Annotated in this window: 21 protein-coding genes; 4 read left to right on the forward strand and 17 right to left on the reverse strand. The window is 36.2% G+C overall.

Going from position 1 to position 23904, the window contains the following annotated elements:
• Window positions 1-136 precede the first annotated feature (136 nt).
• The 4 genes from CDH50_RS12345 to CDH50_RS12360 form a co-directional block, all read right to left on the reverse strand.
• Window positions 137-1258 carry a tyrosine-type recombinase/integrase gene (locus CDH50_RS12345; RefSeq protein WP_100612595.1) on the reverse strand — a complete coding sequence of 374 codons (1122 nt, stop codon included), beginning with the start codon at window positions 1256-1258 and terminating at the stop codon, window positions 137-139.
• Window positions 1259-1563: 305 nt separating this feature from the next.
• Complete coding sequence (locus CDH50_RS12350; RefSeq protein WP_100612596.1) at window positions 1564-2370, reverse strand: anti-sigma factor; 807 nt, start codon at window positions 2368-2370, stop codon at window positions 1564-1566.
• On the reverse strand, window positions 2360-2899 hold the full coding sequence (locus CDH50_RS12355; RefSeq protein ID WP_100612597.1) for an RNA polymerase sigma factor: 540 nt from the start codon (window positions 2897-2899) through the stop codon (window positions 2360-2362). The genes CDH50_RS12350 and CDH50_RS12355 overlap by 11 nt, the downstream gene beginning before the upstream one ends.
• Window positions 2900-3170: 271 nt before the next feature.
• Window positions 3171-3746: a superoxide dismutase family protein gene (locus CDH50_RS12360; RefSeq protein ID WP_100612598.1), complete on the reverse strand. Its 576-nt coding sequence runs from the start codon at window positions 3744-3746 to the stop codon at window positions 3171-3173.
• A 305-nt stretch (window positions 3747-4051) separates the two neighbouring features.
• Between CDH50_RS12360 and hemN the strand changes: the two genes are divergently transcribed.
• Together hemN and CDH50_RS12370 are read left to right on the forward strand one after the other, a co-directional pair.
• Window positions 4052-5419 (forward strand): oxygen-independent coproporphyrinogen III oxidase, encoded by a 1368-nt coding sequence (gene hemN / locus CDH50_RS12365; protein ID WP_100612599.1) that lies wholly within the window; start codon window positions 4052-4054, stop codon window positions 5417-5419.
• Between the two features lie 102 nt (window positions 5420-5521).
• Window positions 5522-6355, forward strand: coding sequence for a universal stress protein (locus CDH50_RS12370; RefSeq protein ID WP_100612741.1), 834 nt, complete (start codon window positions 5522-5524; stop codon window positions 6353-6355).
• Between the two features lie 61 nt (window positions 6356-6416).
• On the opposite strand, the gene CDH50_RS12375 is transcribed toward CDH50_RS12370, so the two are convergent.
• The 13 genes from CDH50_RS12375 to CDH50_RS12435 form a co-directional block, all read right to left on the reverse strand.
• Window positions 6417-7814 carry a TolC family protein gene (locus CDH50_RS12375; RefSeq protein WP_100612600.1) on the reverse strand — a complete coding sequence of 466 codons (1398 nt, stop codon included), beginning with the start codon at window positions 7812-7814 and terminating at the stop codon, window positions 6417-6419.
• Window positions 7811-9172, reverse strand: coding sequence for an HlyD family secretion protein (locus CDH50_RS12380; RefSeq protein ID WP_100612601.1), 1362 nt, complete (start codon window positions 9170-9172; stop codon window positions 7811-7813). The genes CDH50_RS12375 and CDH50_RS12380 overlap by 4 nt, the downstream gene beginning before the upstream one ends.
• Window positions 9165-10835 (reverse strand): peptidase domain-containing ABC transporter, encoded by a 1671-nt coding sequence (locus CDH50_RS12385; protein ID WP_100612602.1) that lies wholly within the window; start codon window positions 10833-10835, stop codon window positions 9165-9167. Before CDH50_RS12385 ends, CDH50_RS12380 begins: the two co-directional genes overlap by 8 nt.
• Before the next feature lie 2 nt (window positions 10836-10837).
• The gene (locus tag CDH50_RS12390) at window positions 10838-11512 is read right to left on the reverse strand and encodes a TetR/AcrR family transcriptional regulator (protein ID WP_100612603.1); all 675 of its coding nucleotides are present in this window, start codon (window positions 11510-11512) and stop codon (window positions 10838-10840) included.
• Window positions 11513-11623: 111 nt separating this feature from the next.
• Window positions 11624-12325, reverse strand: coding sequence for a sulfite exporter TauE/SafE family protein (locus CDH50_RS12395; protein WP_100612604.1), 702 nt, complete (start codon window positions 12323-12325; stop codon window positions 11624-11626).
• Window position 12326: 1 nt separating this feature from the next.
• Complete coding sequence (locus CDH50_RS12400) at window positions 12327-12773, reverse strand: FixH family protein (RefSeq protein ID WP_100612605.1); 447 nt, start codon at window positions 12771-12773, stop codon at window positions 12327-12329.
• Window positions 12774-12962: 189 nt separating this feature from the next.
• Window positions 12963-14387 (reverse strand): cytochrome c oxidase accessory protein CcoG, encoded by a 1425-nt coding sequence (ccoG, locus tag CDH50_RS12405; RefSeq protein WP_100612606.1) that lies wholly within the window; start codon window positions 14385-14387, stop codon window positions 12963-12965.
• 49 nt (window positions 14388-14436) lie between these two features.
• The gene (locus CDH50_RS12410) at window positions 14437-15369 is read right to left on the reverse strand and encodes a cbb3-type cytochrome c oxidase N-terminal domain-containing protein (protein WP_100612607.1); all 933 of its coding nucleotides are present in this window, start codon (window positions 15367-15369) and stop codon (window positions 14437-14439) included.
• A complete protein-coding gene (locus tag CDH50_RS12415; RefSeq protein WP_100612608.1) occupies window positions 15366-15551 on the reverse strand; it encodes a CcoQ/FixQ family Cbb3-type cytochrome c oxidase assembly chaperone in 186 nt (61 codons plus the stop codon). The genes CDH50_RS12410 and CDH50_RS12415 overlap by 4 nt, the downstream gene beginning before the upstream one ends.
• A 20-nt stretch (window positions 15552-15571) precedes the next feature.
• A complete protein-coding gene (ccoN, locus tag CDH50_RS12420) occupies window positions 15572-17755 on the reverse strand; it encodes a cytochrome-c oxidase, cbb3-type subunit I (protein ID WP_100612609.1) in 2184 nt (727 codons plus the stop codon).
• 11 nt (window positions 17756-17766) lie between these two features.
• Complete coding sequence (gene ccoS / locus CDH50_RS12425) at window positions 17767-17952, reverse strand: cbb3-type cytochrome oxidase assembly protein CcoS (RefSeq protein WP_100612610.1); 186 nt, start codon at window positions 17950-17952, stop codon at window positions 17767-17769.
• A 181-nt stretch (window positions 17953-18133) separates the two neighbouring features.
• Window positions 18134-20509, reverse strand: coding sequence for a heavy metal translocating P-type ATPase (locus CDH50_RS12430; protein WP_100612611.1), 2376 nt, complete (start codon window positions 20507-20509; stop codon window positions 18134-18136).
• A gap of 102 nt (window positions 20510-20611) precedes the next feature.
• Window positions 20612-21499, reverse strand: a complete 888-nt coding sequence (locus tag CDH50_RS12435) for a diacylglycerol/lipid kinase family protein (RefSeq protein ID WP_100612612.1) — start codon at window positions 21497-21499, stop codon at window positions 20612-20614.
• 63 nt (window positions 21500-21562) lie between these two features.
• Here CDH50_RS12435 and CDH50_RS12440 point away from each other — a divergent pair, with 63 nt between their 5' ends.
• Window positions 21563-22528: an App1 family protein gene (locus CDH50_RS12440; protein WP_100612613.1), complete on the forward strand. Its 966-nt coding sequence runs from the start codon at window positions 21563-21565 to the stop codon at window positions 22526-22528.
• Window positions 22529-22651: 123 nt separating this feature from the next.
• Window positions 22652-23896 (forward strand): PAS domain-containing sensor histidine kinase, encoded by a 1245-nt coding sequence (locus CDH50_RS12445; RefSeq protein WP_100612614.1) that lies wholly within the window; start codon window positions 22652-22654, stop codon window positions 23894-23896.
• The last annotated feature ends 8 nt before the right edge of the window (window positions 23897-23904 follow it).

The raw sequence follows: 23904 nt of genomic DNA on the forward strand, positions 1-23904 counted from the left end.
TTGTTTATATGCGGAACTTTTATCTGCTTATTCAACCAATTTGGCAGTATATGCCCAAGTTTTAACACTTTTGTTCCGCGTATTTTTTTTGTTCATTTTTGTTTCAATATAATATAAATCAAACATAATCTTTTTTTTACAAACTATCAAATGGGTTCTTTATTTTTTGTATGCGGTGATCACTTACGTGCGTATAAATCATGGTGGTTTTTGGGCTACTATGTCCCAATAACGATTGTATGTATCTTAAATCGGTCCCGCTTTCAAGCAAATGTGTCGCAAAACTATGTCGAAGCGTATGCAGGGTAATGCGCCTTCCTTTAATGCCAGCCAATTGAAGTGCGTTTTTTAAAACCTGTTGGGCGCTAGAGTTGCTATATTGCTCACTTGTTTGGCCTTCAAATAAAAAATCTTTGGGCTTATAAACTTTATAATATTCCCTAAGAAGTTCTAAAAATGATGGCGATAATAACGTGTACCTGTCTTTTTTGCCTTTTGCCATTTTTATGTGTATAAGCATGCGTTTACTATCTATATCGCTTATTCGTAAATTTATGGCTTCACCAATACGCAAGCCACCACTGTATAACAGCGCAAGCAGGGTTTTATGTTTTAAGTTGTGTGTGTTATCAAAAATAGCTTTTACATCATTCGTGCTAAGCACTTCGGGCAAATTGCGTTCTTTTCTGGGGCGGTCAATATGTAAAATGTCTATGGTTTGATTGCTGTATTCTAAGTATTTTTTAATACCGTTGATGCATTGGTTTTGATATGAAATGGATTTTCCGGGAGCCACAATATATTCATAATTAAATGTTTCAATAAGTTTTACTGTGATAACCGATTGTTTTTTTAATTGTAAATATCTCAAGAACTGAAACGTTACGTCAACATAAGTATCAATGGTATTGGCACTTAAACGTTTTTGTTGCATCCATTTTTTAAACCGTTCTAAACTGTTTTTTTGTGAATCTTGTAAGGTGGGCAGCTTGATGGTATCTATTTTAATTTTAGTGGGTTCTGGCTTTACGGATGTTAGCGCACTGTAATCTACAAACCAATTTTTGTTTCTAAGCTCTTGATATATTTTTCGTTTGTTTTCTATGGAATTTTCTATGTAAAATGTTTTATGGGTGTTGCTCCATTTAACGCCTTCAATAGATTTTATATAGTCTTTAACAGCATCATCATATTTAAAACTAATAGCGATGGTCTGTTTATTTTTATGGAAAAGAGGCGAAAGTGTGATTTGAAACATAAGTTTGGATTAAATCACTAATGTATTAAAAATCTTCAAAATAAAGAAAATTAATACAGAATAAAATAAACTTTATATAGGGTTTTTTATGGCAGAATTCTCCAAAATAGTAAATGATATAGCTCGAATAGACAGCTTAACACCAAACACCTCAACACCAAACACCTAGCACCTAGTACCCAGCACCATGAACCCAAAGTTCAATGAGACAACGAATAAATAATAAAAATAGAAAATAACAATAATAGAATAAGATTTCCCTAGAACTGACAGCTAAACACCAAACAACTCAACAACAAACACCCTTAACCAGAAGCCACAACGCCCAGCGTATACAATTGCTCCATAGTAGGCGATGCGCTACCACCAGCAGGCTCTAAAGTAATTCCAAAAGCCTCACTTTGGTTAGGATTGTCTATTTCAAAAATCTTGTTATCGTCGGTAGTAAATTGGTCAAGTGTTCCCAAGCTTACAGGGGTTAACGGATTTAGGGTTAACGACCATACTTGGTACACCATGCCTTGTGGCGGATCTGGTAAACCGTCCACATCTAAAAAGATACGCTTAGCATCGGTGTCCCAATACACTTTCGCGTAGGTAGAAGCAAAATTGCCTTGCCCGGCCAAAGGGACTTGGGTAATATTTTCATCGCGCAACACCGAAATAAGGGTTTTGGCCTTGTCTAAATTAGTCTTGGCAAATTCAATTTCAATTTCCAACTGCGACTTTTGTGTTTCAACAGTTTGAATGTTGGTCTTTAATTGGTTGTTTTGGGTAACGGTCCACAATAAACCCAGTCCTAAAATAATGGAAGCAGCCCAACCCGTATAAGTAATCCAATTATATTTAGGTTTGGTGATGGAAATAATTTTGGCATCATTCGTTCCGTTAAAGCCTAAGGTGTGTTTAATGGCGTTTAATGATGTGCTGGTGTCGCTTTTCGAAACATTGGCAGTTAATTTAACAATAGCCGATTCAATCTCTAAAACCTCTTGTAGAATTTCGGGATGTTTTTGCATAAGGGCATACACGTCCTTATTTTCTGCTTCAGAAAGAGCGCCAGCTACGTATAGCTCTAATATGCCGGATTCTATGTATGCTTTAATATCCATTTTTCAATACGATGGTTCTAAGTTCTTGGATACATTGCCTATTTCTTGTTTTCACCGTTCCAATGGGCATGTCTAGCGTTTCAGATACTTCACTTTGTGTATAACCCTTAAAATACAGGAGTTCTATCACTTGTTTACACTTTTCGGCAAGTTTGGTGACAAACGTTTTAATACCTATGGCGTCGGTTGAATTATCTAAACTATCGCTGGTTTCGAGGATATCTACGAAAAAATCGGAATTGAGGTTTTGTTTGGAGTTCTTAAAGTTTTTTGAGCGTGTTTTATCAATGGCAGCATTTCTGGAAATATTGAGGATCCATGTAAAAAAACGTCCCTTTTCTGAAGAATAACTGCTCGCATTATGCCAAGCCTTTACAAATACATCTTGCATCACTTCTTCGGCAATATCATTATCCCTAACAATGTTGTAAATAACACCATGCATACTTTTGCTATACATGTTGTAAAGGGTCTCAAAAGCTTTTTCGTCTTTCTGCTTAAATCGTTCTACTAGGGCGTCTAATGGCATTAAAAGTGTTTAAGTTCCCGAAAGTAATAAATATAAAATAAAAAAGCTACTCGTTAAAGCAGCTTTTAATGTTTATATAACACATTGTATATTTTTGAACCCAGCACCTAGCACCTAGACGAAATCCATAAATGTCACTTCGAGTGATTTTCGAAGTATGAGAAAATTGTATCGAGAAGCTTTTTAACTAAAGTTCTCGATACAACATTCTGAAAAAGAATATCGCTCGAAACTGACAGCTCAACAACAAACAACTCAACAACTAAACAATTTACTCAATAATCCCCGCACAACTCACTCTACCACCAGCATCACCCGTTGGTTGCGTTGTAAAATCGTCCGTTCCTGCGTGTACAATCACACCTTTGCCAACAATGTTTTTAGCCTCGTCATCACAGCCTATGCACCACTCATCGGTAGTGAACATTACCATGCCGTTGCCATTTTCATCAGCGGTAAAATTGCCAATATCGCCTTTATGGTAGCCCGTTTCGGCACCCCATTTACCGTGCGGTTGGTTTGTTGGGTTCCAATGGCCGCCAGCAGAAGTGCCGTCTGGCGCAGAGCAATCCGATTTTTCATGTATATGGATGGCGTGCTCGCCTGGTGTTAATCCAGAAATCATGGCATGCAGATTTACCGTGCCATTTTCTTCTTTAAATATAAGAGTACCCGTAGCTTTACTGTCGCTTTTTGGGTTTAATGTGATGTTCAATTCCTTAATAATGGGTTCTTCCATCTCAGTTTCAACTGTTTCGGTTTCCATAACAGGCTCTTGTTTTTTTTCGTTTTTACAAGCGGCCAAACTCAAGGCGATTAGGATTATGATGTAACTTACTTTTCTCATTTTTTAGTTTTTTAATATTATAGGTTAAAATTACAGTTTTATATACCCAATTACAAATTTTATATGGGAAGGCATGATGGTTTATTATAAAGGTTGTCAGTTCGAGTGAATTTCAAACCTTTTTGGGTTTGAAATTAGTATCGAGAATCAATGCTCAGTTTAGAATGGTTTTTGATACACATTTGTTTTGCCACTTCATCTGCACGCTTACAGGGATTCCGTTGAAATCGTTCCTTATTTATATGACTTATGTCATATTTTTTGAATGCTGGCTCTGCTACTTTTGACTCAATAAACCGTTACGAATGCTACAAAATTCATTAATCAATAAATACAATATTGCAGGACCTCGATACACCAGCTATCCAACAGTGCCGTATTGGAATGAGGACACGTTTTCATTGAAAAAATGGACATCTTCCTTAGTAAAATCGTTTAACGAAAGTAATTATAAAGAAGGTATAAGCCTTTACATACATCTGCCTTTTTGCGAAAGCTTGTGTACCTTTTGTGGCTGTAACAAGCGCATTACCAAGCAACATAGTGTGGAGGATATTTACATTAATGCCGTTTTAAAAGAATGGCATTTGTACTTAAACTTGTTTAACGAAAGGCCCATTATTAAGGAAATGCATCTTGGTGGCGGTACGCCCACTTTTTTTAGTCCAGATAATTTAAAACGGTTGGTTGAAGGTATTTTAAAAACCTCCAGACGTGCCGTGAATTACGAATTTAGTTTTGAGGGCCACCCCAATAATACCACACGCGACCATTTACAGGCCCTTTACGATGTGGGTTTTAGACGCGTGAGCTATGGCGTGCAGGATTATAACGAAAAAGTGCAAAAAGCAATACATAGGATACAGCCTTTTGAAAATGTGAAACGCGTAACGGAAACGGCTAGGGAAATTGGTTATACATCGGTGGGACACGATATTATTTTTGGATTGCCATTTCAAACCTTGGAAAATATAGAGCAAACCATTTTACACACTAAAGCATTGCTTCCAGATAGGTTGGCATTTTATAGCTATGCCCATGTGCCTTGGATAAAAGGCAACGGACAGCGTGGGTTTAATGAAGACGATTTGCCAACACCCGAAGTGAAAAGGAAACAATACGAATTAGGCAAAAAATGGCTTACCGAAGTGGGTTATACCGAAATTGGCATGGACCATTTTGCACTGCCAACCGATAATTTGTACCAATCGATGGTGGAAGGGGAGTTGCACAGAAATTTTATGGGCTATACGGCATCAAAAACGCAAGCCATGATTGGTTTGGGAGTGTCTGCCATTAGCGATAGTTTGTATGCGTTTTCGCAAAACGAAAAAAGTCTTGAAGCTTATTATCGTTTATTGAAAGCCGATATGTTGCCCGTGCACAGAGGCCATATTTTAAATGAAGAAGATTTGGTAATTAGAAAGCATATTCTTAATTTGATGTGCCGTTTTAAAACAAACTGGACAGCCAATTCTTTTTATTTTAAGGAACTTCCAGAGGTGATGTCCCGTTTAAAGGAAATGGAAAAAGATGGATTAATCAATATTGGCAGCAATAGTATAGAGGTTACTAAAAAAGGTCAGCCTTTTGTTCGGAACATTTGTATGGCGTTCGATTTGTTGTTACAGCGAAAACAGCCCGATACAAACTTGTTTTCAATGACGGTTTGATTAATGCTTTGTCAAGCTGAACTCGTTTCAGCATCTCACATTGTTAAATATGATTCTAAAATAGAACACCAATTAACCTATATAAACACTAAATTTTTACTTATGAAAAAAATCATCGTCCCCATAGATTTTTCAGAGCATTCAGAGTTTGCTCTAAAAGCCGCCGCTAAACTTGCTAAAAAGTTTAAAGCCGAAATTTTAGCCTTGCACATGTTAGAAATGGCAGATGTCATGTTAACCTCTTCAGAAGGGTTTATAGACGAAAAAACTGTTTTCTTTTTTAAATTGGCAGAACAACGGTTTGAAGACTTTCTAAAAAAGGACTATTTAAAAGACATAAAAGTAACCCCTATTATTAAACATTTTAAAGTGTTTAGTGAAGTTAACGAGATTGTTAGTAACCATGATGCCGATTTAATAATAATGGGCTCCCACGGTACCAGCGGCGTGATAGATTTATTTGTTGGTTCCAATACAGAACGCGTGGTAAGACATGCCGATGTGCCTGTTTTGGTGATAAAAAACGATTTGCATAACATAAACTTTAAATCAGCCGTTTTAGCTTGCGATTTTTCAGATGAGAACATCAGGCCTTATTTGAATGCCGTTAAAATGATGACAAAATTAAACTGCAAATTGCACATGGCCCATGTAAACTTGCCAACCAACAGTTTTAAAACGTCTACGGAAATAGAAAAAATGGTCATTGACTTTTTCTCTAAAGCCGATAGGAATTTAGATAAAATGAAGGACGTGCATTATGTGTGTGATTATACGGTTGAAGAAGGTATCTTGAATTTTTCCGATAAAATTGGAGCAGATTTAATTTTGATACCAACACACGGTAGAAAAGGATTGGCAAGCTTTTTTGAAGGCAGTATTGGCGAAGACATTGCCAACCATGCCAATTTACCGGTTATGACATTTAAGATTTAATTTAACCTTTGGTTATTTTAGCTTGGGAAAAAGAGCTTTGTAGCAATACAATGGCTCTTTTTTATTCTATGGGAGGCGCTAATACGTTAAATAAGGTCGCCTTGGTTTTAAAAAAGTCATATTCTAATTCAACGGCTTTTAGTTTGGCATCTATCAGTTTTGATTCCCTCGAGTTTACCAAAAACAGCGAGCTTTCCCCGAGGAAAAATTTGCGTTCCTCGGCATTCAGCATCGTGTTATAATCTGCTACAATGGTATTGGTATAGTTGTTTTGGATGATATAAGAATCCAATTCTTGAGTAATGGCGTCTATTTTGTTTTTTAAAGTGATTCTTGTTGATTGAATCTCAAATTCGGTATCCAATAATTTAAGTTTGGCTAATTTTAAATCGGCACGCTCTTTTCTTAAAAACAAAGGAAAACTAATGTTTAATCCGCTTTTATATGCCGAAGTGCTAAACGACTGCATTACTTCTGGTGTTTGGGATAAAAAGTTATACTGCAAGTCTATTTTAGGAAGCAAATTATTTAACTGCAAACGTTTTTCCAATGTTAAACTTTGAAATTTATAATCCAAGGATTGCAACTTCGGATGGTTCTCTAAATCTAAATCTTCCAAGTTCAGTAAAGATGTATTAAGCGTTTCGTCAATAGTTTCAAGGGTATTGGTGTCTGGAATAACATTGTCTTTAATTTCAATGGGCGTATTGTCATTCAACCATAAATAATTGGATAATTCCAACGAGGCTTTGATGTATTTAATATTCGATTTTTCAAGATTTAGTTTTCTGTCGTTTAAGGCGATACGGGCTTCTAAAGTATCAATGGCGGGCATTTCGCCTACTTCGTAATTCTTTTTAATACCATTAAATCGCATGGCTGCATTTTCAAGAAAATCTTCATAAACACGCTTTTCGTTATAGGTTTTAAGCCAATTAAAATATGTTATAGTGGCTTCATATAAAATGTTGTTTACCAATAATTGCCTATCAGCTTTGGCTTGATTCACAAACAATTTGCCTTGTTTTAAGGTGGTCATGCGCTTGTTTGCCAAAAATCCTTGGGCTAACGATACAGACACGCCGGCACTGTACAAGCCGCCTTCTGGAACTTTAGATTCTTCGCTTAGATAAACACCGTCGTTTTCTTCAAAGCTTCCTTTGAGTTCTACCCCATACCATGTAGGGATTTTAAATGCGGCATTTAGTTTATCATAATATTCGGTGCCATCAAACTTTTTCCTATCGTAATCTGCTTCCAATTTTGGGTCGAATGCGCCACGGGCCTTCATTAGTTTAGCTTCACTTTCGTTAATGATAAGGTTCGCTTGCTTTACAATGGGATGAAAGGATTTGACGTAGCCTAAGTATTCCGACAGGCTAATGACGGATATACTATCGCTTTGGGCAGATGTAAAAAGACTTGCAAAAAAACAGATGGGTATTAAAAAAAATCTCATTTGTTGTCCTTCTTTAATGCGGTTTCTGTTTTGCCTTGTGGTTGGTAATAGTTGGGTGGGAAACTGTTTATTTGTCGCCACAGCTCAAACCAAATGGGGACATCTTCTAAAAGCGCAATGGTGTAAGCACCGGAGCCGACACGTATCGCTTCCGGCCATTTGTAATCGGTTTCATCTGGTGCCAATAATACCCTGTATTTGCCATTATCGCTGATAAAGTTTTCAATGGCGACTATTTTAGCGCCATACGTACCATAGCTGGCATTAGGCCAACCACTAAAAACAATAGCGGGCCAACCATCAAATTGCACACGGACTTTTTCACCAATATGCAACAAGGGTAAATCAATGGGGCGTACATAGGTTTCTACTGCCAAATCGTATTGTTTGGGCATAATACCTACCAAGGCTTCGCCTTCCTTAAAGGTAACGCCTATACCGCCTGTTAAAGCCTTGTTTATATAACCGCTTTGGGGCGCCGTAACGTACAATAAACGATTTCGTTCTACATAATTGGTGTATTCGTTTTCTAGTTTCGTAACTTGGGCTTGGGCATCGAACCCGCTAGATTGTGCCGTGAATATATCGCTTTGTGCTTTTGAAATCTTATCGGCATATTCGGCGTTGATTCTGGATAATTCAATTTGCGCATTGATGACCTCGTTTTTACTTGCCAAATATTTATTTTCTTGCGATATTAATTTGGCTTGGGTTTCTTGAAGTTTTAAGCGTTTTTCCTCAACATCCTTCACGGCTTTTAATCCTTCGTCTTGCAAGGTTTGGGTACGGTTAAACTGGCGTTCTGCGATGTCTATATTAGTTTTGGCAGCTTCTAAATCGATACTGTCACTTTTCACTTTTAAGTGGGCTTGCATCAATTTGTTTTGCGTTTGTTGGTACTTTAATTTTTGTTCATTCAACAAGGCGGCAACTTGCCTATTTAATGCCCCAACTTTGCCTTGGTAAGCATCCACAGAGGATGATTTGGCTACAATTTGCTCATTGGTCCTTTCTACCAATTTATCATCAAAATACTCGCTTTTTATCTCAGAAATCCTCAAAATAGTATCGCCCTTATTTACAAAATCACCTTCATTAACAAACCACTCTTCAATACGACCTGGGATTTGGGATTGGATGGTTTGCGGACGCTGGTTTGGTTTTAAGGTGGTTACTTGTCCTTGCCCGGTAATGTTTTGTGTCCATGGTAAAAAAAGGACAATGAATACAATAATGGCAATGGCCAACAAGAATTTGTTGAACTGTTTGTAATACGGTTTGTTAAATATGTGCTCGGTAGACTTGAATTTATTTAAGTCTACGTATTGGTTTACCGAATTGTGTGATATGTTAAGCATGGTCTATATTTTTAATTTCACCCTTTTCCAAATGAATGATTTGTGAGCATTTCGATTTCCAGCTGTCGCTACCACTAACAACGATGAGCGCCCAAGGTCTATCTGGATGTGTTAGGTAATCAATGATGGCGTTTGTTTCCGTTGGGTTAAACCTGTCTAGGGCGTCTTCTAAAATGAGTACTTTAGGGTTTTTTAGAATAGCTCTTGCCAAAATAATCTTTTTGGATACGGTATGGGAAATCTGTTTGCCATCTGGATTTAAAATGGTTTGTAAGCCTTTGGGCTGTTCCTTTATAAAGTCCATGAGCCCCACTTTATTCAAAACATCAAAAATAACATCATCACTTATGTTTGGGTTTCCAAAAGTTAAATTCTCTTTTATGGTGCCATCAAAAGGAGATTCTTCGGTTAGTGATAACCCTAAATGTGCTCGATAATGGTTTAAATTTAAACTGTTTACGGATAAGTTATTGATGTAAATATAACCTGACGTTGGTTCTATAATGCCAGCGATAAGCCGCAACAACGTAGATTTTCCTGCACCACTTTCGCCAAGAATTAAAATCCTGCTTTTTGAATGTATATGAAGTGATGCATTGTATATAATGGGGCTGTCTTTGTAAGGAACCCTATAAGAAACCTCATTTAATTCTATATTGATGTCACCTTTAAAAGCAGGTTTTTCCCCTTCTTGGTTTTCAATGTCTTTATCAACGATTTCCCCTAATTTTTCAATGGATGTTAAAACGTCGTAGAAAGGTTCCAATCCAAGAATCAGCTTTTCTACAGAGGCAATAACTAATAAGATAATGATTTCAGCAGCTACAAATTGCCCAATGTTCATTTGTTGATTGAGTACCAAAGCACCACCAATTAGCAACAAACTAGCCGTAACGATGACTTTAAAACTAACCATTTGTATAAACTGCATCATCAAAACCTTAAAGTGGTTTTCTCGAGATTCTAAATAGTGGGATACCAAATAATCGTTTTTCCCCAATGCCAAGCTTGTATTTCCTGAAAGTTTGAAACTGGTAATGCTTCGGGCAATTTCTTGGATCCAATGGGCGACTTTATATTTGTTTTTAGATTCTACCAAACTGGTTTCTAAACCTTTTTTGGCAGTAAACTTGAAAACAACGAATACCAATAAAAGTAATAAGACTCCGAAAATGATAAAAAAAGGATGGTAAAACGATAGCAACAATAATGCAAATAGAATTTGCAATACTGCTGTGGGCACATCAATGAGTATTTTAGATAGCCCCTTTTGGATGGTCAAGGTATCGAAAAAACGGTTTGCCAATTCTGGTGGGTAGTAGTTACGCAACTCCGTCATTTTAATTTTAGGAAAACGGTACGTCAGTTCAAAGGAAGAACGCGTAAAAATGCGTTGTTGTATGGTTTCTATAATGCGTAACTGCATGAGTTGCAAAGCCCCTGAAAAGGCAACACCAAGCGTCACTAAAATTACCAAAACCACCCAAGATGTTGATATCTGGGCACCTTGTATTAAATTAATAATGGTCTGTATTCCCAGAGGAAGTGATAAAGCTACAATGCCAGAGAAAATGGCGTAATAGAATATTTGTAGAATATCCCTTTTTTCTAATTGCATGAGGCCAATTAAACGTTGCCATGGTGTTATTGTTGGGTGCGCCATAATTATATTTTTAAGGTATTTATGGTGAGGTTAATAAAGAAATCTGAAGGCGATATGGTGTCATTGCAATTGGTTATGGACTTAAAATGATCCTTTAAAAAATGCTGATGCATGCTACCCTCAAGAATGGTGCTTGCTAATGAAGCAGAAAAAGCAAAATCTGGTTTTGTATTTTGAATGATGTCACTTAAACGCTTTACAATACGCTTATAAATAACAAAATAGCCATCCTTGTTTTCTTGGTCAACCTCTTTGGTTAAAAAAGATTTTGAGTTTTCATTGATAATAATCCTATTTAGGGCAACTTCATTGATGTGCGTGTAACTATGATCTGTTTTTATGCTTCTACAAACAATATCAATAGCTTTTAATAACTTTTCCTTATTATCAGAAATGCTATGTGTTTCAAAAACCAATTGGTATTCAATCCAGCCCCAATACCAAGACGATAAATATAAAAGAAGTTTATGCTTGCTTTCGAAGTAGCGGTAAATAGAGCTTTCATTGGAGCCTATTTTTTCGCCCAATTTTTTAAAAGTGAAGGTGTCAAATCCAATATCATCTATTAATAGAATGCTGTTTTCAATAATACGCTTTCCTAATTCGGACGATTCGGGGTCCTTAAGAAAGATATTTTCTGGGACAGCGATTTTTAAATTAGATAGTAAAGTTTGCATAATAATTTAATTTGATTGCAAATATAATAGTATTACTATTAATTATGAAAACAAGACTATTAATTAATAAAAGTTTAACATTAGTATATTTAGTAAATGGTTAAATCTGATTTAATGACACTCCATACTAGTTGACACCGTATGCTGGATGGGAGCAGGAGAGAGGTAAGGAATGCCCAACCCTAAACCACGCAAAATAAATAGAAGTCCGATGACAACCACAAAAACAGGAATGGCTTTCTGGATTTTTTGTCGCATGTTTCCTTTTAAAAAATGACTAAAATATATAGCCGTGGTCATTAACGGGATAGTTCCCAATCCAAATACGGCCATATACAAACCACCGCTTAAAGCATTTCCACTAGCCATTGCGGCAAATACCGCCATATACACCAAGCCGCAGGGTAAAAAACCATTTAGAAAACCAATGGTTAAAAAGGTTTCTAAGCTTTTTTTCTTAAGAGCTGCCCCTAAAGACGATTTAATTTTCGAAATGATTTTAAAGATGGGTTTAGAGGCATTGTATTTACTAAATGTTTGATAAGGAATTAACACAGCAATAATCATAAGTAACCCAATAATAATGGATAGTTGTTGCTGAAACCCAAAAAGATAGAGGCTTTCGCCAATAAGTCCGAACACCAAACCAATCATGCCGTAAGCCAATAATCTTCCTAAGTGATAAAGAGCAATTTGGGATATTTTGATATAGGTATTTGTTCGGTTTACCGGTAAGATAAAAGCAATAGGCCCACACATGCCCACGCAGTGAAAACTTCCCAATATTCCAAATACAAATGCCGAAATGAGCATACTAATAATTTATGGTTTCTTTATATAGATACGATTGCCCGTTGTATTGCCAATCGACTTTAATGTTCCAACGACCATCTACCAAACGTTTGTCAGGTATGAGCAAATAGGGTTTAGATAATGAAATAACCGTGTCAAAATCTAATTGTTTGTTAGATGGTCTGTATAGGAACACATGTCCAGTAATGTTGTTTAAATCGATATGTTTAGGGAACACAATAAGCAAGCCTTCGGCAGTACGTTTATAGCTTATATTTTCATCTAAATTTTTGGCATTGTTGAGTTTGTCAATATCCTCTTGATATTTTAGTTCCTCGGCATAATAATCTTCGGTTACCAAATCGTGATCGTACTTATCATTCACATTCAACGTGATGATAAAATACATGATAAAGCTTATAAAACCGATAAAGGCCAATACAATCCCTGTTCCCCAATTTATTTTCATAATGTTGTCATTCCTGCGAAGGCAGGAATCTATTTTTTAATTAATATTTATTTTTTTATCTAACACCAAATTCAGATAGCTATCGGGAATGAATTTATTGCTAATTTGTTCTCGATACATTTTGCTCATGCTTCACAAAACACTCGAACTGACACCAACCCCCAACAACTAACAACCATCTACCACCACCTACCTATAACTCCTTGGGCCTAAAAAATTAGCCGTTGTGGTTTCAATTAATGTGTCGCCTTTGTAAACGCCGATTTTTATCTTATTTCTATCGCCCGTTAAAGCGGCATTATTAATTTCAACAAACAGCGTTCCTTTCGCAATACCAAGTTTGGGAACCGTAAAACTATTGCTGGTTGCCACCAACTTTAGGTCACCTTTATGGGACATTAATTTAAAACTCACGTCTTCAATATCATGAGTTGTTTTATTAATCAATTTATAGGTAAACACATTGCTAATGATGTTATTTTCCTTGTGCTCAAACAACTGTCCTGGTAATCTTAAGACAGTGGCTTCTACATCGTTCCTTAAAAAGAGCATTCCCGTTAGCAAGCCAATTAAAATAGTAAGAACGGCAATATAGCCCTTCATTCTAGCCGTCAGTTTAAAAGGTGTTTTTTTTTCAATATTATCTTCACTGGCATATCTTATCAACCCTTTAGGCAAGTTGACGCTCTCCATAATGCTATCGCATTCATCGATGCAAGCAGTACAGTTTACGCACTCCAGTTGTGTGCCGTTTCTAATATCAATTCCTGTGGGACACACATGGACGCACTGAAAACAATCGATGCAATCACCATGACCTAAGGCTTGTCTGTCTTCGTTCTTTTTGATTTTTTTTCTGCCGTTTTCACCTTCTCCACGTTTATGGTCGTAAGCCACCACAATGGATTTGTTGTCCAACAACACGCCCTGTAACCTGCCATACGGACAAGCAATCACGCAAACCTGTTCTCTAAACCACGCAAATACAAAATAAAAAACAGCCGTAAAAATGAGTAAGGAAATCAGGTTGCTTATATGGTTAAGCGGATTGTCGGTAATATAACTTATCAGTGTATCGCCACCAATTAAATAAGCCAAAAACACATTGGCAATGACAAAGGAAATGAAAAGGAAAATAATCAGCTTTAAGCCTTTTTTTCTTATTTTTTCAGCGTTCCAAGGTTGTTTGGCTAATCGTATCTGTTTGCCTCGATCGCCTTCAATCCAATATTCTATACGTCTGAATACCATTTCCATAAAAATGGTTTGCGGACAAATCCAACCACAAAAAATGCGTCCGAATGCCACCGTAAACAGGGTAATGAATATTACGCCAATAATCATGGAAATTACAAACAAGAAAAAATCCTGTGGCCAAAATGGAAATCCGAAAATATTAAAACGGCGTTCTAAAATATTGAACATTAAAAATTGGTTGCCGTTTATTTTTATAAAAGGAGCAGTGAGTAAAAATACCAGCAGGATGTAACTAACCCATTTTCTGTATTCATAGAATTTTCCACTAGGTTTTTTAGGAAATACCCAAGCGCGTTTGCCCTCATTGGTAACGGTGCTAATGGAATCTCTAAATACTTCGTTTTTTGGTGTTTCCAAGATTTGGTAATTTAAAACCTGCCAACGATTACATTGACAGGTTTAGTTATTATTGGTTAGTCACTACTTGTAATGTATCAGTTTTGGTTTCAACAGGAATTTCTGAAGTGCTTTCTCCCCAAAGATCACCTTCTGGTTCTTTAGGATTGGCTGGAGTAGTGCCTTGAAAACTCAAAACATAACTGGCTACCTGTGCAATTTCTGCTGGTTTTAATTGTGCTTTCCATGCAATCATACCTTTACCGGAACGACCGCCTTCAGAGATGGTATGAAATACTTTTTTTATATCACCGCCTAAAATCCAATATTGGTCGGTTAAATTTGGACCAATACCACCACCGCCATCTGCCATGTGGCAAGCAATGCAATTGGTTTCGAAAATGGTTTTGCCTGCACTTAAGTCGGCAGCATCGGTGAGCAAGGTTACGGTGTTGACATCTACCAAATCCTTAGCGGTTTTTTTGTAGGCCTCAATGGCTGATTTGGCATCTGCTAATTCGGTTTCTAGTTCGTCGTATTGGTTAGCTCCATTAAACACATGGTATCTTAACAGATACACGGCACCAAATATAATGGAGATGTAAAACCCATACAGCCACCAAGGGGGTAAGTTGTTATCCAGCTCTTTGATGCCATCGTAGTTATGGTCTAGAATAATTTCGCCTTCTTCTTCAATTGGTTTAGAGCCTAATAACTTTATATAAGTATTTTTTAACCAAGTGAATTTATAGGTATTTTCTTTTTCAGCTAAAAAGCGTGCTTTGGCTTCTTCATCCAATTTAAAAAGCATCACATTCTCTAAGGCGCTAACAATCGCTTCAATAGCAATAAGGATAAGCAGTACTAGAAAAAGAAATAGCAATACGGCAGGATATACTATAAAAGCAGGTTTGTCTCCAGAATCAATCACATATTCTGTCAATCCGAAAATGATAAAGAATACAAGTGGTACGCGTATCCAGGATGGGATTAAATGTCTCATAATATATCGTCGTTTTGGTTGTCTAATGGTAAGTTACTAACAGTTTTTATATAGTCTTTTTTAGCTGTAAATACCCACCAAAAAAGGATGACAAAAAAGCTAAAGAAAATGAGAAGTGATATGATGGGGTAAATTTCGATACCCTCCATACTCTCCATGTGACCTTTTATGAATTTTAACATGATCTATTTGTTTTTGATGGTTATTGTTGATTGGTTTCTACTTTTATATCGGTTCCTAGACGTTGCAAATACGCTATCATGGCTACTATTTCCCTGTTTCTCATTTCAACAAAAGGCTCACCATTATCTTTCGCATATGTTTTATCTGCTTCATACGTTTTTGTAAAGTCGGGGTCGGCATACAGATTTTGTTCAATAGCTGTTCCTTGTGCTGACATAGCTTTTTTAGCATTCGCGATATCTTCTTCGGAATAAGGAACTCCTAACGATACCATCGCTTTCATTTTTGCTTCAGTTGATGATTTGTCCAATTCATTTTTGATCAGCCATGGGTAACGAGGCATGATGGAACCCGATGAGGTACTTTGTGGATCGTACATGTGATTGAAATGCCAATTATCAGAGTATTTGCCACCGACTCTATGTAAATCGGGACCTGTACGCTTACTGCCCCATAAGAACGGATGGTCGTACACATATTCACCAGCTTTTGAGTATTCACCATAACGTTCTACTTCGCTTCTAAATGGACGGATCATTTGTGAATGACAACCCACGCAACCTTCACGGATGTAAATATCGCGACCTTCCAATTCTAAAGGCGTGTATGGTTTGACGCTGGCAATCGTTGGAATATTTGATTTCACCATAATGGTTGGTACAATTTGTATGATACCTCCAATTAATATGGCAACAGTAGCTAAAAGGGTTAATTGAATTGGTCTGCGTTCTAACCAACTGTGCCATCCTTCACCAGAAGTACGTTTATTGGTAACACGTTCTAGGGCTGCTGCTTCGGCTAATTCATCTTCAACGTTGCTGCCTTGTTTTATGGTGACAATTACATTATAAACCATAATGAGCATACCAGTAATAAATAGGGTGCCACCAATAGCACGCATCCAGTACATAGGCATGATTTCGGTAACGGTTTCTAAAAAGTTTCCATAGGTTAATGTGCCATCAGGATTGAATTGTTTCCACATACTGGCTTGTGTAAAGCCTGCGACATACATAGGTAAAGCATACATAATGATACCTAAAGTACCAATCCAGAAATGGAGATTTGCCAATCCGATGGAATATAATTTAGTTTTGAAAAGTCTTGGAACTAACCAGTAAATCATACCAAAGGTTAAGAATCCGTTCCAAGCCAGCGCACCAACGTGTACGTGGGCTATAATCCAATCCGTAAAATGCGCAATGGCATTTACGTTCTTAAGAGATAAAGTAGGACCTTCAAACGTTGCCATACCATAACCTGTAATGGCAACGACCATAAATTTTAAAACAGGATCTACACGTACTTTATCCCAAGCGCCACGCAGTGTTAAAAGGCCGTTTATCATACCGCCCCAAGATGGCATTAATAACATCACTGAAAACGCCACACCTAAATTTTGTGCCCATTCTGGCAAGGCTGTGTATAATAAATGATGGGGACCTGCCCATATATATATGAATATTAACGACCAAAAGTGCACAATGGAAAGCCTATAAGAATACACAGGTCTGTTAGCTGCTTTTGGTACAAAATAGTACATCAATCCTAAAAACGGTGTGGTTAAAAAGAATGCTACCGCATTATGTCCGTACCACCATTGCACCAAGGCATCTTGTACCCCAGCGTACACCGAGTAACTTTTTAAACCGCTCACAGGAAGTTCCAAACTATTGAAAATATGTAATACGGCAACGGTTACAAACGTGGCAATGTAAAACCAAATAGCCACATATAAATGGCGTTGTCTTCTTTTTAAAATAGTGCCGATTAAATTCCATCCAAAAACAACCCAAACAAGGGCGATGGCAATATCTATTGGCCATTCCAATTCGGCATATTCTTTAGACGATGTATAGCCTAACGGTAAGGTAATGGCAGCTGCAACAATAATAAGTTGCCAACCCCAGAAGTTGATTTTGCTTAATACATCGCTAAACATTCGGGCTTTGAGTAAACGCTGTGTAGAGTAGTAAACCCCTGCAAAAATGGCGTTACCCACAAAGGCAAAAATAACGGCATTGGTATGTAATGGCCTTAAACGACCAAAACTTAGCCATGAAATGCCATCGGTTAAGTTTGGGAATAAAAACAGAAAAGCAAGTAGTAAGCCTACCAACATACCTACAACCCCCCAAAGCATGGTGGCATAGATAAAGTTTTTAACGATTTTATTATCGTAGTGAAATTGCTGGATGTCCATAGTTGTGGTTATTAATCTTTTTTGGTTAGTATTGATTTTTCGGATTTTTCTTTTATCAGTTCATCTTCAAAGAGCATACGAACGGATGGCGTGTAACTATCATCAAACTGCCCGTTTCTTATCGCTACTATAAAAGCAATAAAAAAGCCAACAGCCACAATAATACTTATCGTTAATAAAACATAAATAACACTCATACCTACTTGAAGTTATGGTTCAAAAATATCCCTATCTATTATTGTAAAAAATGACATTTGTCATATTTCATATTTATTATTCCACAGAGACACATGGAGTTTTCACGAAGGCTCCTCAGCGATTATTTTATTTAAAATCTCTCTGAGTATCTCTGCGATTACTCTGAAAAACTCTGTGTAACTAGTCTAATTTTCTATCTATAGTATTGGTTGCTACGGTTGTAAAAGCCACAATGCTTATGGAGCTTAAAGGCATTAAAATAGCTGCTATAACGGGTTCTAACTGACCTGTAACAGCAAAATATAAGCCGACGCAATTGTATAGAAACGACAACATAAAACTCCACTTAACGATTTTGATGGCCGATTTTGATGCTTTTATATAATGATATAATTCGTTGAATTTTGAGGCATCCAAAATAGCATCACAAGCGGGTGAAAACACATTCACGTTTTCTGAAATGGCAATACCAACATCACTTTGTGCTAAGGCTCCGGCATCATTTAAACCATCGCCAATCATCAATACTTTGGCGCCTTCACTTTGATGGTATTTTATATATTCTAGCTTGTCTTCTGGTTTTTGGTTGAATAAAAGTTTGGTTTTTGTCGGAAGCAATTTGGTAAGGTTGTCTTTTTCGCCTTCGTTATCTCCTGAAAGAATCACCAAATCATAATCTTGTTTTAATTTATTGAAAAGTTGTGATAATCCTTTTCGGTAGGCATTATAAAAAGTGAATTTTCCTTTATAGGTATTGTTGCTACTGATATGAACAGATGTGTTTAATGTGGCAGTTTCAGAAGTAAAACCAACAAAAGGTGCGGACCCAATTTTTATGGAATCATGTTTGTATTGCGCTTCAATACCTTTGCCTAAATATTCTTCATATTTGTCTAATGTGAGAATATTATGTTCGTCTAAAAGACTGTATAACGATCTGCTTAATGGATGGTTAGAACCTCTCAGCGTGCTTTTTAATAATACTTCTTCATCTTGAGAAAGGGAAATTCCTTCGTAATGAATGGTGGTTTCTTTATTCGCAGTGATGGTACCGGTTTTATCAAAAATAATGGTATTTATTTTAGCCAATTGTTCAATAACACCCGCATTTTTCAAATAGAATTTTTTCTTGCCCAAAATGCGAAGCACATTACCAAATGTAAAAGGCGCGGCTAATGCCAAAGCACACGGACAAGCAATGATGAGCACCGATGTAAAAACATTGATGGCTTTGCTGGAATCTACAATGAGCCAAAAGGTCGTGGAAACAAATGCAATTGTTAAAATGTATATGGTAAATCGTTTGCTTATTTGGTTGGTAATATTGGTAAATGCCAACGATTTGTCCTTTTTAAACACATCGTTGCTCCAAAGTTGGGTTAAATAACTTTGCTCAACCGATTTTAAAACATCAACTTCAATAGTGCCGTTTAGTTGTTTGCCGCCGGCGAATAATTTGTCACCCGACTGTTTGCTGATCGTTTTAGATTCACCCGTGACAAAACTATAATCAATTCGCGCATTGCCTTTTATCAAAATACAATCCACAGGAATGAGTTCTTCGTTTCTAATTAAAAGTCGGTCGCCCTTTTCAATATCATAGACTTGTATGGATTCTTCGTTTCCTTCCGAAGTGATTTTTGTGATGCCAATAGGGAAATAAGATTTATAATCACGTTCAAACGATAAAAAGGCATAGGTTTTTTGCTGAAAGAATTTCCCAAGTAATAAAAAGAAAATAAGTCCGGTTAAACTATCAAAAAAACCTGAGCCTAAATCGAACATGATTTCAACAGTGCTTCTGATAAATAAAACGGCAGCGCCTAGAGCAATGGGAATATCAATATTTAAAATTTTAGAACGCAGTCCTTTGTAAGCCGAAATAAAATAATCTTGTGCAGAATAAAATATAACAGGCACGGAAAACGCAAACATCAACCACCTAAATAAGGGTTTGAATTGTTCGAGCCAAAATTCGCCAACTTCAAAATATTCTGGAAAGGATAAAAACATGACGTTTCCAAAGGCAAAACCAGCAATACCCAGTTTATAAATCAAGGACCTATCAATATGTTTTTTACCGACACTATAATCGTCTAAACTTATAAAAGGCTCGTAACCAATGCTGCTCAATAAAGTCACCAGATTTTTGAGTGACAGGGTTTCCGCATTAAACGTTACCCGAACGGTTTTTTTGCCAAAATTGACTGTTGAGGCACTTATGGACGGATGTAATTTGTTGAGGTTTTCAAGAATCCAAATACACGAACTACAATGGATGTGTGGTATATAAAGGGACACAATTTGGGTAGAATCATCATTGAATTCCAATAATTGTTCAATGATTTTGGCATTCTCTAAAAAGTTGTATTTACCCTCAATATCCTTTGGTGTTGCCCCAGGAGCGGTTTGTAAATCGTAGTAACACGTTAAATCATTTTCAGAAAAAATTTGATAGACGGTTTTGCAACCCTGACAACAAAATGATTTTTCGTCATAAATAATATCTTGCGTTGAAGCGTCTAAACCACAGTGAAAACAAGTGTGTTTGTCCATTTAATATTTGCTCTATTATACCTAGGGCAAATTTCAAAATAGAGGAGACTTTAAAATATGATATTGGTCATGTTTTTGAATAACCGCTCATTACAAATTAATTTAAACGGTTTTTTGGGGCAACATAATTTTTATTTTTGAAGGTAGTATGCTTGCTTCAATAGTATCCACTTCACCAAGGTATTCGCCATCCACTTGAAGTGGTATTTTTTTCTTGCAACGTATGGTTACTTTTTTTGTAGCGAAGCTCTCTACAAATGCAGGGTCTCTTACAGACGTTTCACTTAAGGTGTTTATAATTTCGAAAATATCCATTTTTTTGAATAGCAATACTTCAAAAATACCATCATTCATTTTTCCATCAGGATTAATAACAGCTCCAGTACCAAATTGATTAGCATTTGCAATAGCGATCATGATGCCAGCTTTTTGTAATTCTTTTCCATTTATTTCTATTGAAAAACGATAGGGTAAATCAGATTCTACAAGCGTAGGAATGGTTTGAAGAGCATACCCTAATTTTCCTCTCAAAGAGGAGTTTTCATAATTTTTAATTAAAAGGGCATTGATGCCGATATCAGCAATGTGAAGGCAAAGATGGTTGTTTACTGAAATAACATCCATATTAATAAACGCATCCCCTAAAACAATTTTTACTTGTTCTTCGAGACTATCAGGTAAATTAAAATTAGATGCCAGTCCGTTTGCAGAACCCGCAGGAATAAGGCCAAGCGGAATATTTAAATCCAAAACAGCTTTTGCCACAAGCTGTATGGTGCCGTCTCCACCTGCGACCAAAATCCGATCTATGGATTTTTTTTCTACAATGTGCTTAATATGTTTTTCATCATCATCCCCCGTGGTTTGGTAAGTTACTATGATAGCATGCTGATTCAGAACAATATTCTGTATGTCTTGAGTCATTTTATCTTTTTCAGAGCCCCCTGAAATGGGATTGATTACTAGTAGCAATTTTATTTTTGATTTCATAAAGCCTTTATAATTGTTTAAAATTAAGTAATTTGTGGGTCAATTAAGTAAATAAATTCTGATTTGGTAAAACTTGATTTAAAATTATACAGAGGTTACGTTAATGATGTGGAGCTTGTTGTTTCCGGACATGTTTTTCAATCGTGGGCGCCAGATAAATACCGTCTTGATAATAAGGGTATTAGGCATGCAGTATCCATTATGCATATGTTCAGGATAAAACCCTATCCTAATGCAGTAGTGACTTTAAAATTCAAAAACCTTGAGATAACCACCAAAACGTTGAATGATGGTTTTTTTAGATTTACATTGCCCTTCAGCGAACCGCTTGAAAGCGGCTGGCATCCTTATGAAGTGAGTTGTAAATTACATGATTTTGGAATTGTAAACATTGGTGAAGTTTTAAAGCCTTTTGAGAGTAAACTTGGTATTATTTCGGATATTGACGATACTTTTCTTATGTCGCATAGCAGAAGTTTTTTTAAGAAATTATATGTGCTTTTATTTAGAAACATCAATAACAGAAAAATTTTTGAAGATGTCGTACAGCATTATAAAGCTTTGAGTATAGCGGGGCAAATCAACGAAATAGCTTCCAATTCTTTTTTTTATGTGTCGAGTAGCGAATGGAATTTATATGAGTTTATTGATTCTTTTGCAAGATTGCATGAACTCCCCAAAGCGGTTATCAAACTCAGTGATATTAAGGCAGGGATTTCAGATTTTCTCTTTACGGGGCGGGGCAGCCATGACCATAAGTTTGTTAAAATAAAAGAAATTATTTCATTTTATCCCCATTTGCAATATGTACTACTTGGGGACGATAGCCAAAGCGATCCCTATATTTATGAGCAAATTAGTAAGATATTTCCAAGAAATATTAAAGCAGTTTACATTAGAAAGACCTCAAAGTCAAAAATTAAAGTTGTTAAAATCCTTAATAATATAGAGAGTTTAGGCGTATTGGTTTGTTATTTTAAATATAGTCATGAGGCTATTGCCCATTCTAAGGGAATAGGTGTAATTTAAAAAATGTAAATTTGCTTTTATTGGAAGAATAAGGTTTTATCATTTTTAACCAAACCTTAATTCAAGCATGTATTATTTTAATTAATTTTGGCTTAATTAAAGAATTTAAAGGATATACAATTAATGTATCAGAACGACAAAGATGTTTTTAATGTGCTTTTTGAAGCCGTATCAGAAGGTGTTATTGTAGTAAATAATCAGCAAGTAATTGTTGAAACCAATGCTTCTGCAGAACGCATGTTTGGTTACCAGAAAGACGAACTTGTTGGTCAGCATCTTAACGTTCTAATTCCCCAAAAATACCATGCTGGTCATGGCGCCCATGTAGAAGGGTTTATGAAACATAAGGAAAGTAGGCAAATGGGTCGCGGTCGTGATTTGTTTGGAGCCCATAAAAATGGCAACACATTTCCCGTAGAAGCAGGTTTAAATCCTCTTGAAATTAATGGGGAATCGTTTGTAATGGCATTGGTTATAGATATTTCCATACGCAAGCAACAAGAACTTCAACTTCAGGAATTAAATAATGAATTAGAAAGAAAAGTTATCGAGCGAACAAAGGCCTTAAGCGATACTGTAGAAGAATTAAAGATTGTTAACCAACAGCGTGATGCTGAAATTAAAAAACGGATTGAGGCACAGAATAAAACAAAAAATGCCCTTAAAAAGGAAAAGGAACTCAATGAATTGAAAACGAAATTTTTATCGTTGGTGTCCCACGAGTTTAAAACACCTTTAAGTGGTATTTTAACATCGGCCATGTTGTTAGGTAAATATAAATTGGCCGAACAGCAAGAAAAAAGAGATAAGCATATTAAAACCATTTCTGATAAAGTACACTACCTCAATAATATTTTAAACGACTTTTTATCCATAGAAAAATTAGATACCGGTAAAATTAATTATAAGTTCAGCACGTTTAAAATAAGCAAAGTGGTTAACGAAGTGGTGTATAATGCCAACATGCTTTTAAAAGAAGGTCAGGAAATAAAATATCCCGAGAACATTGATGATTATTCCATGTTTCAAGATGAAAAAATTGTTGAACTGGCATTGTCCAACTTGGTGCATAATGCCATTAAATACTCATCAGAGAATACTTTGGTCGATATCCAAATAAACCAAAATTATAAAACCACTACGTTTAAGATTAAGGATAATGGTATTGGCATTCCAATTAACGATCAAAAAAATATATTCAATCGTTATTTTAGGGCTGAAAATGCCTTGCTAACTCAAGGTACGGGTATCGGACTGAATATTGTCAAAAGCCATTTGGAAAATTTAGGTGGTAGCATTAGTTTTATAAGTGAAGAAAATAAAGGAAGCGAATTTGTAATTACGTTGCCTAATACAGTCAAACAATGAAATCGATA

Origin of the sequence: Confluentibacter lentus, from assembly GCF_002806995.1 — a bacterium.
Lineage (GTDB): Bacteria > Bacteroidota > Bacteroidia > Flavobacteriales > Flavobacteriaceae > Confluentibacter > Confluentibacter lentus.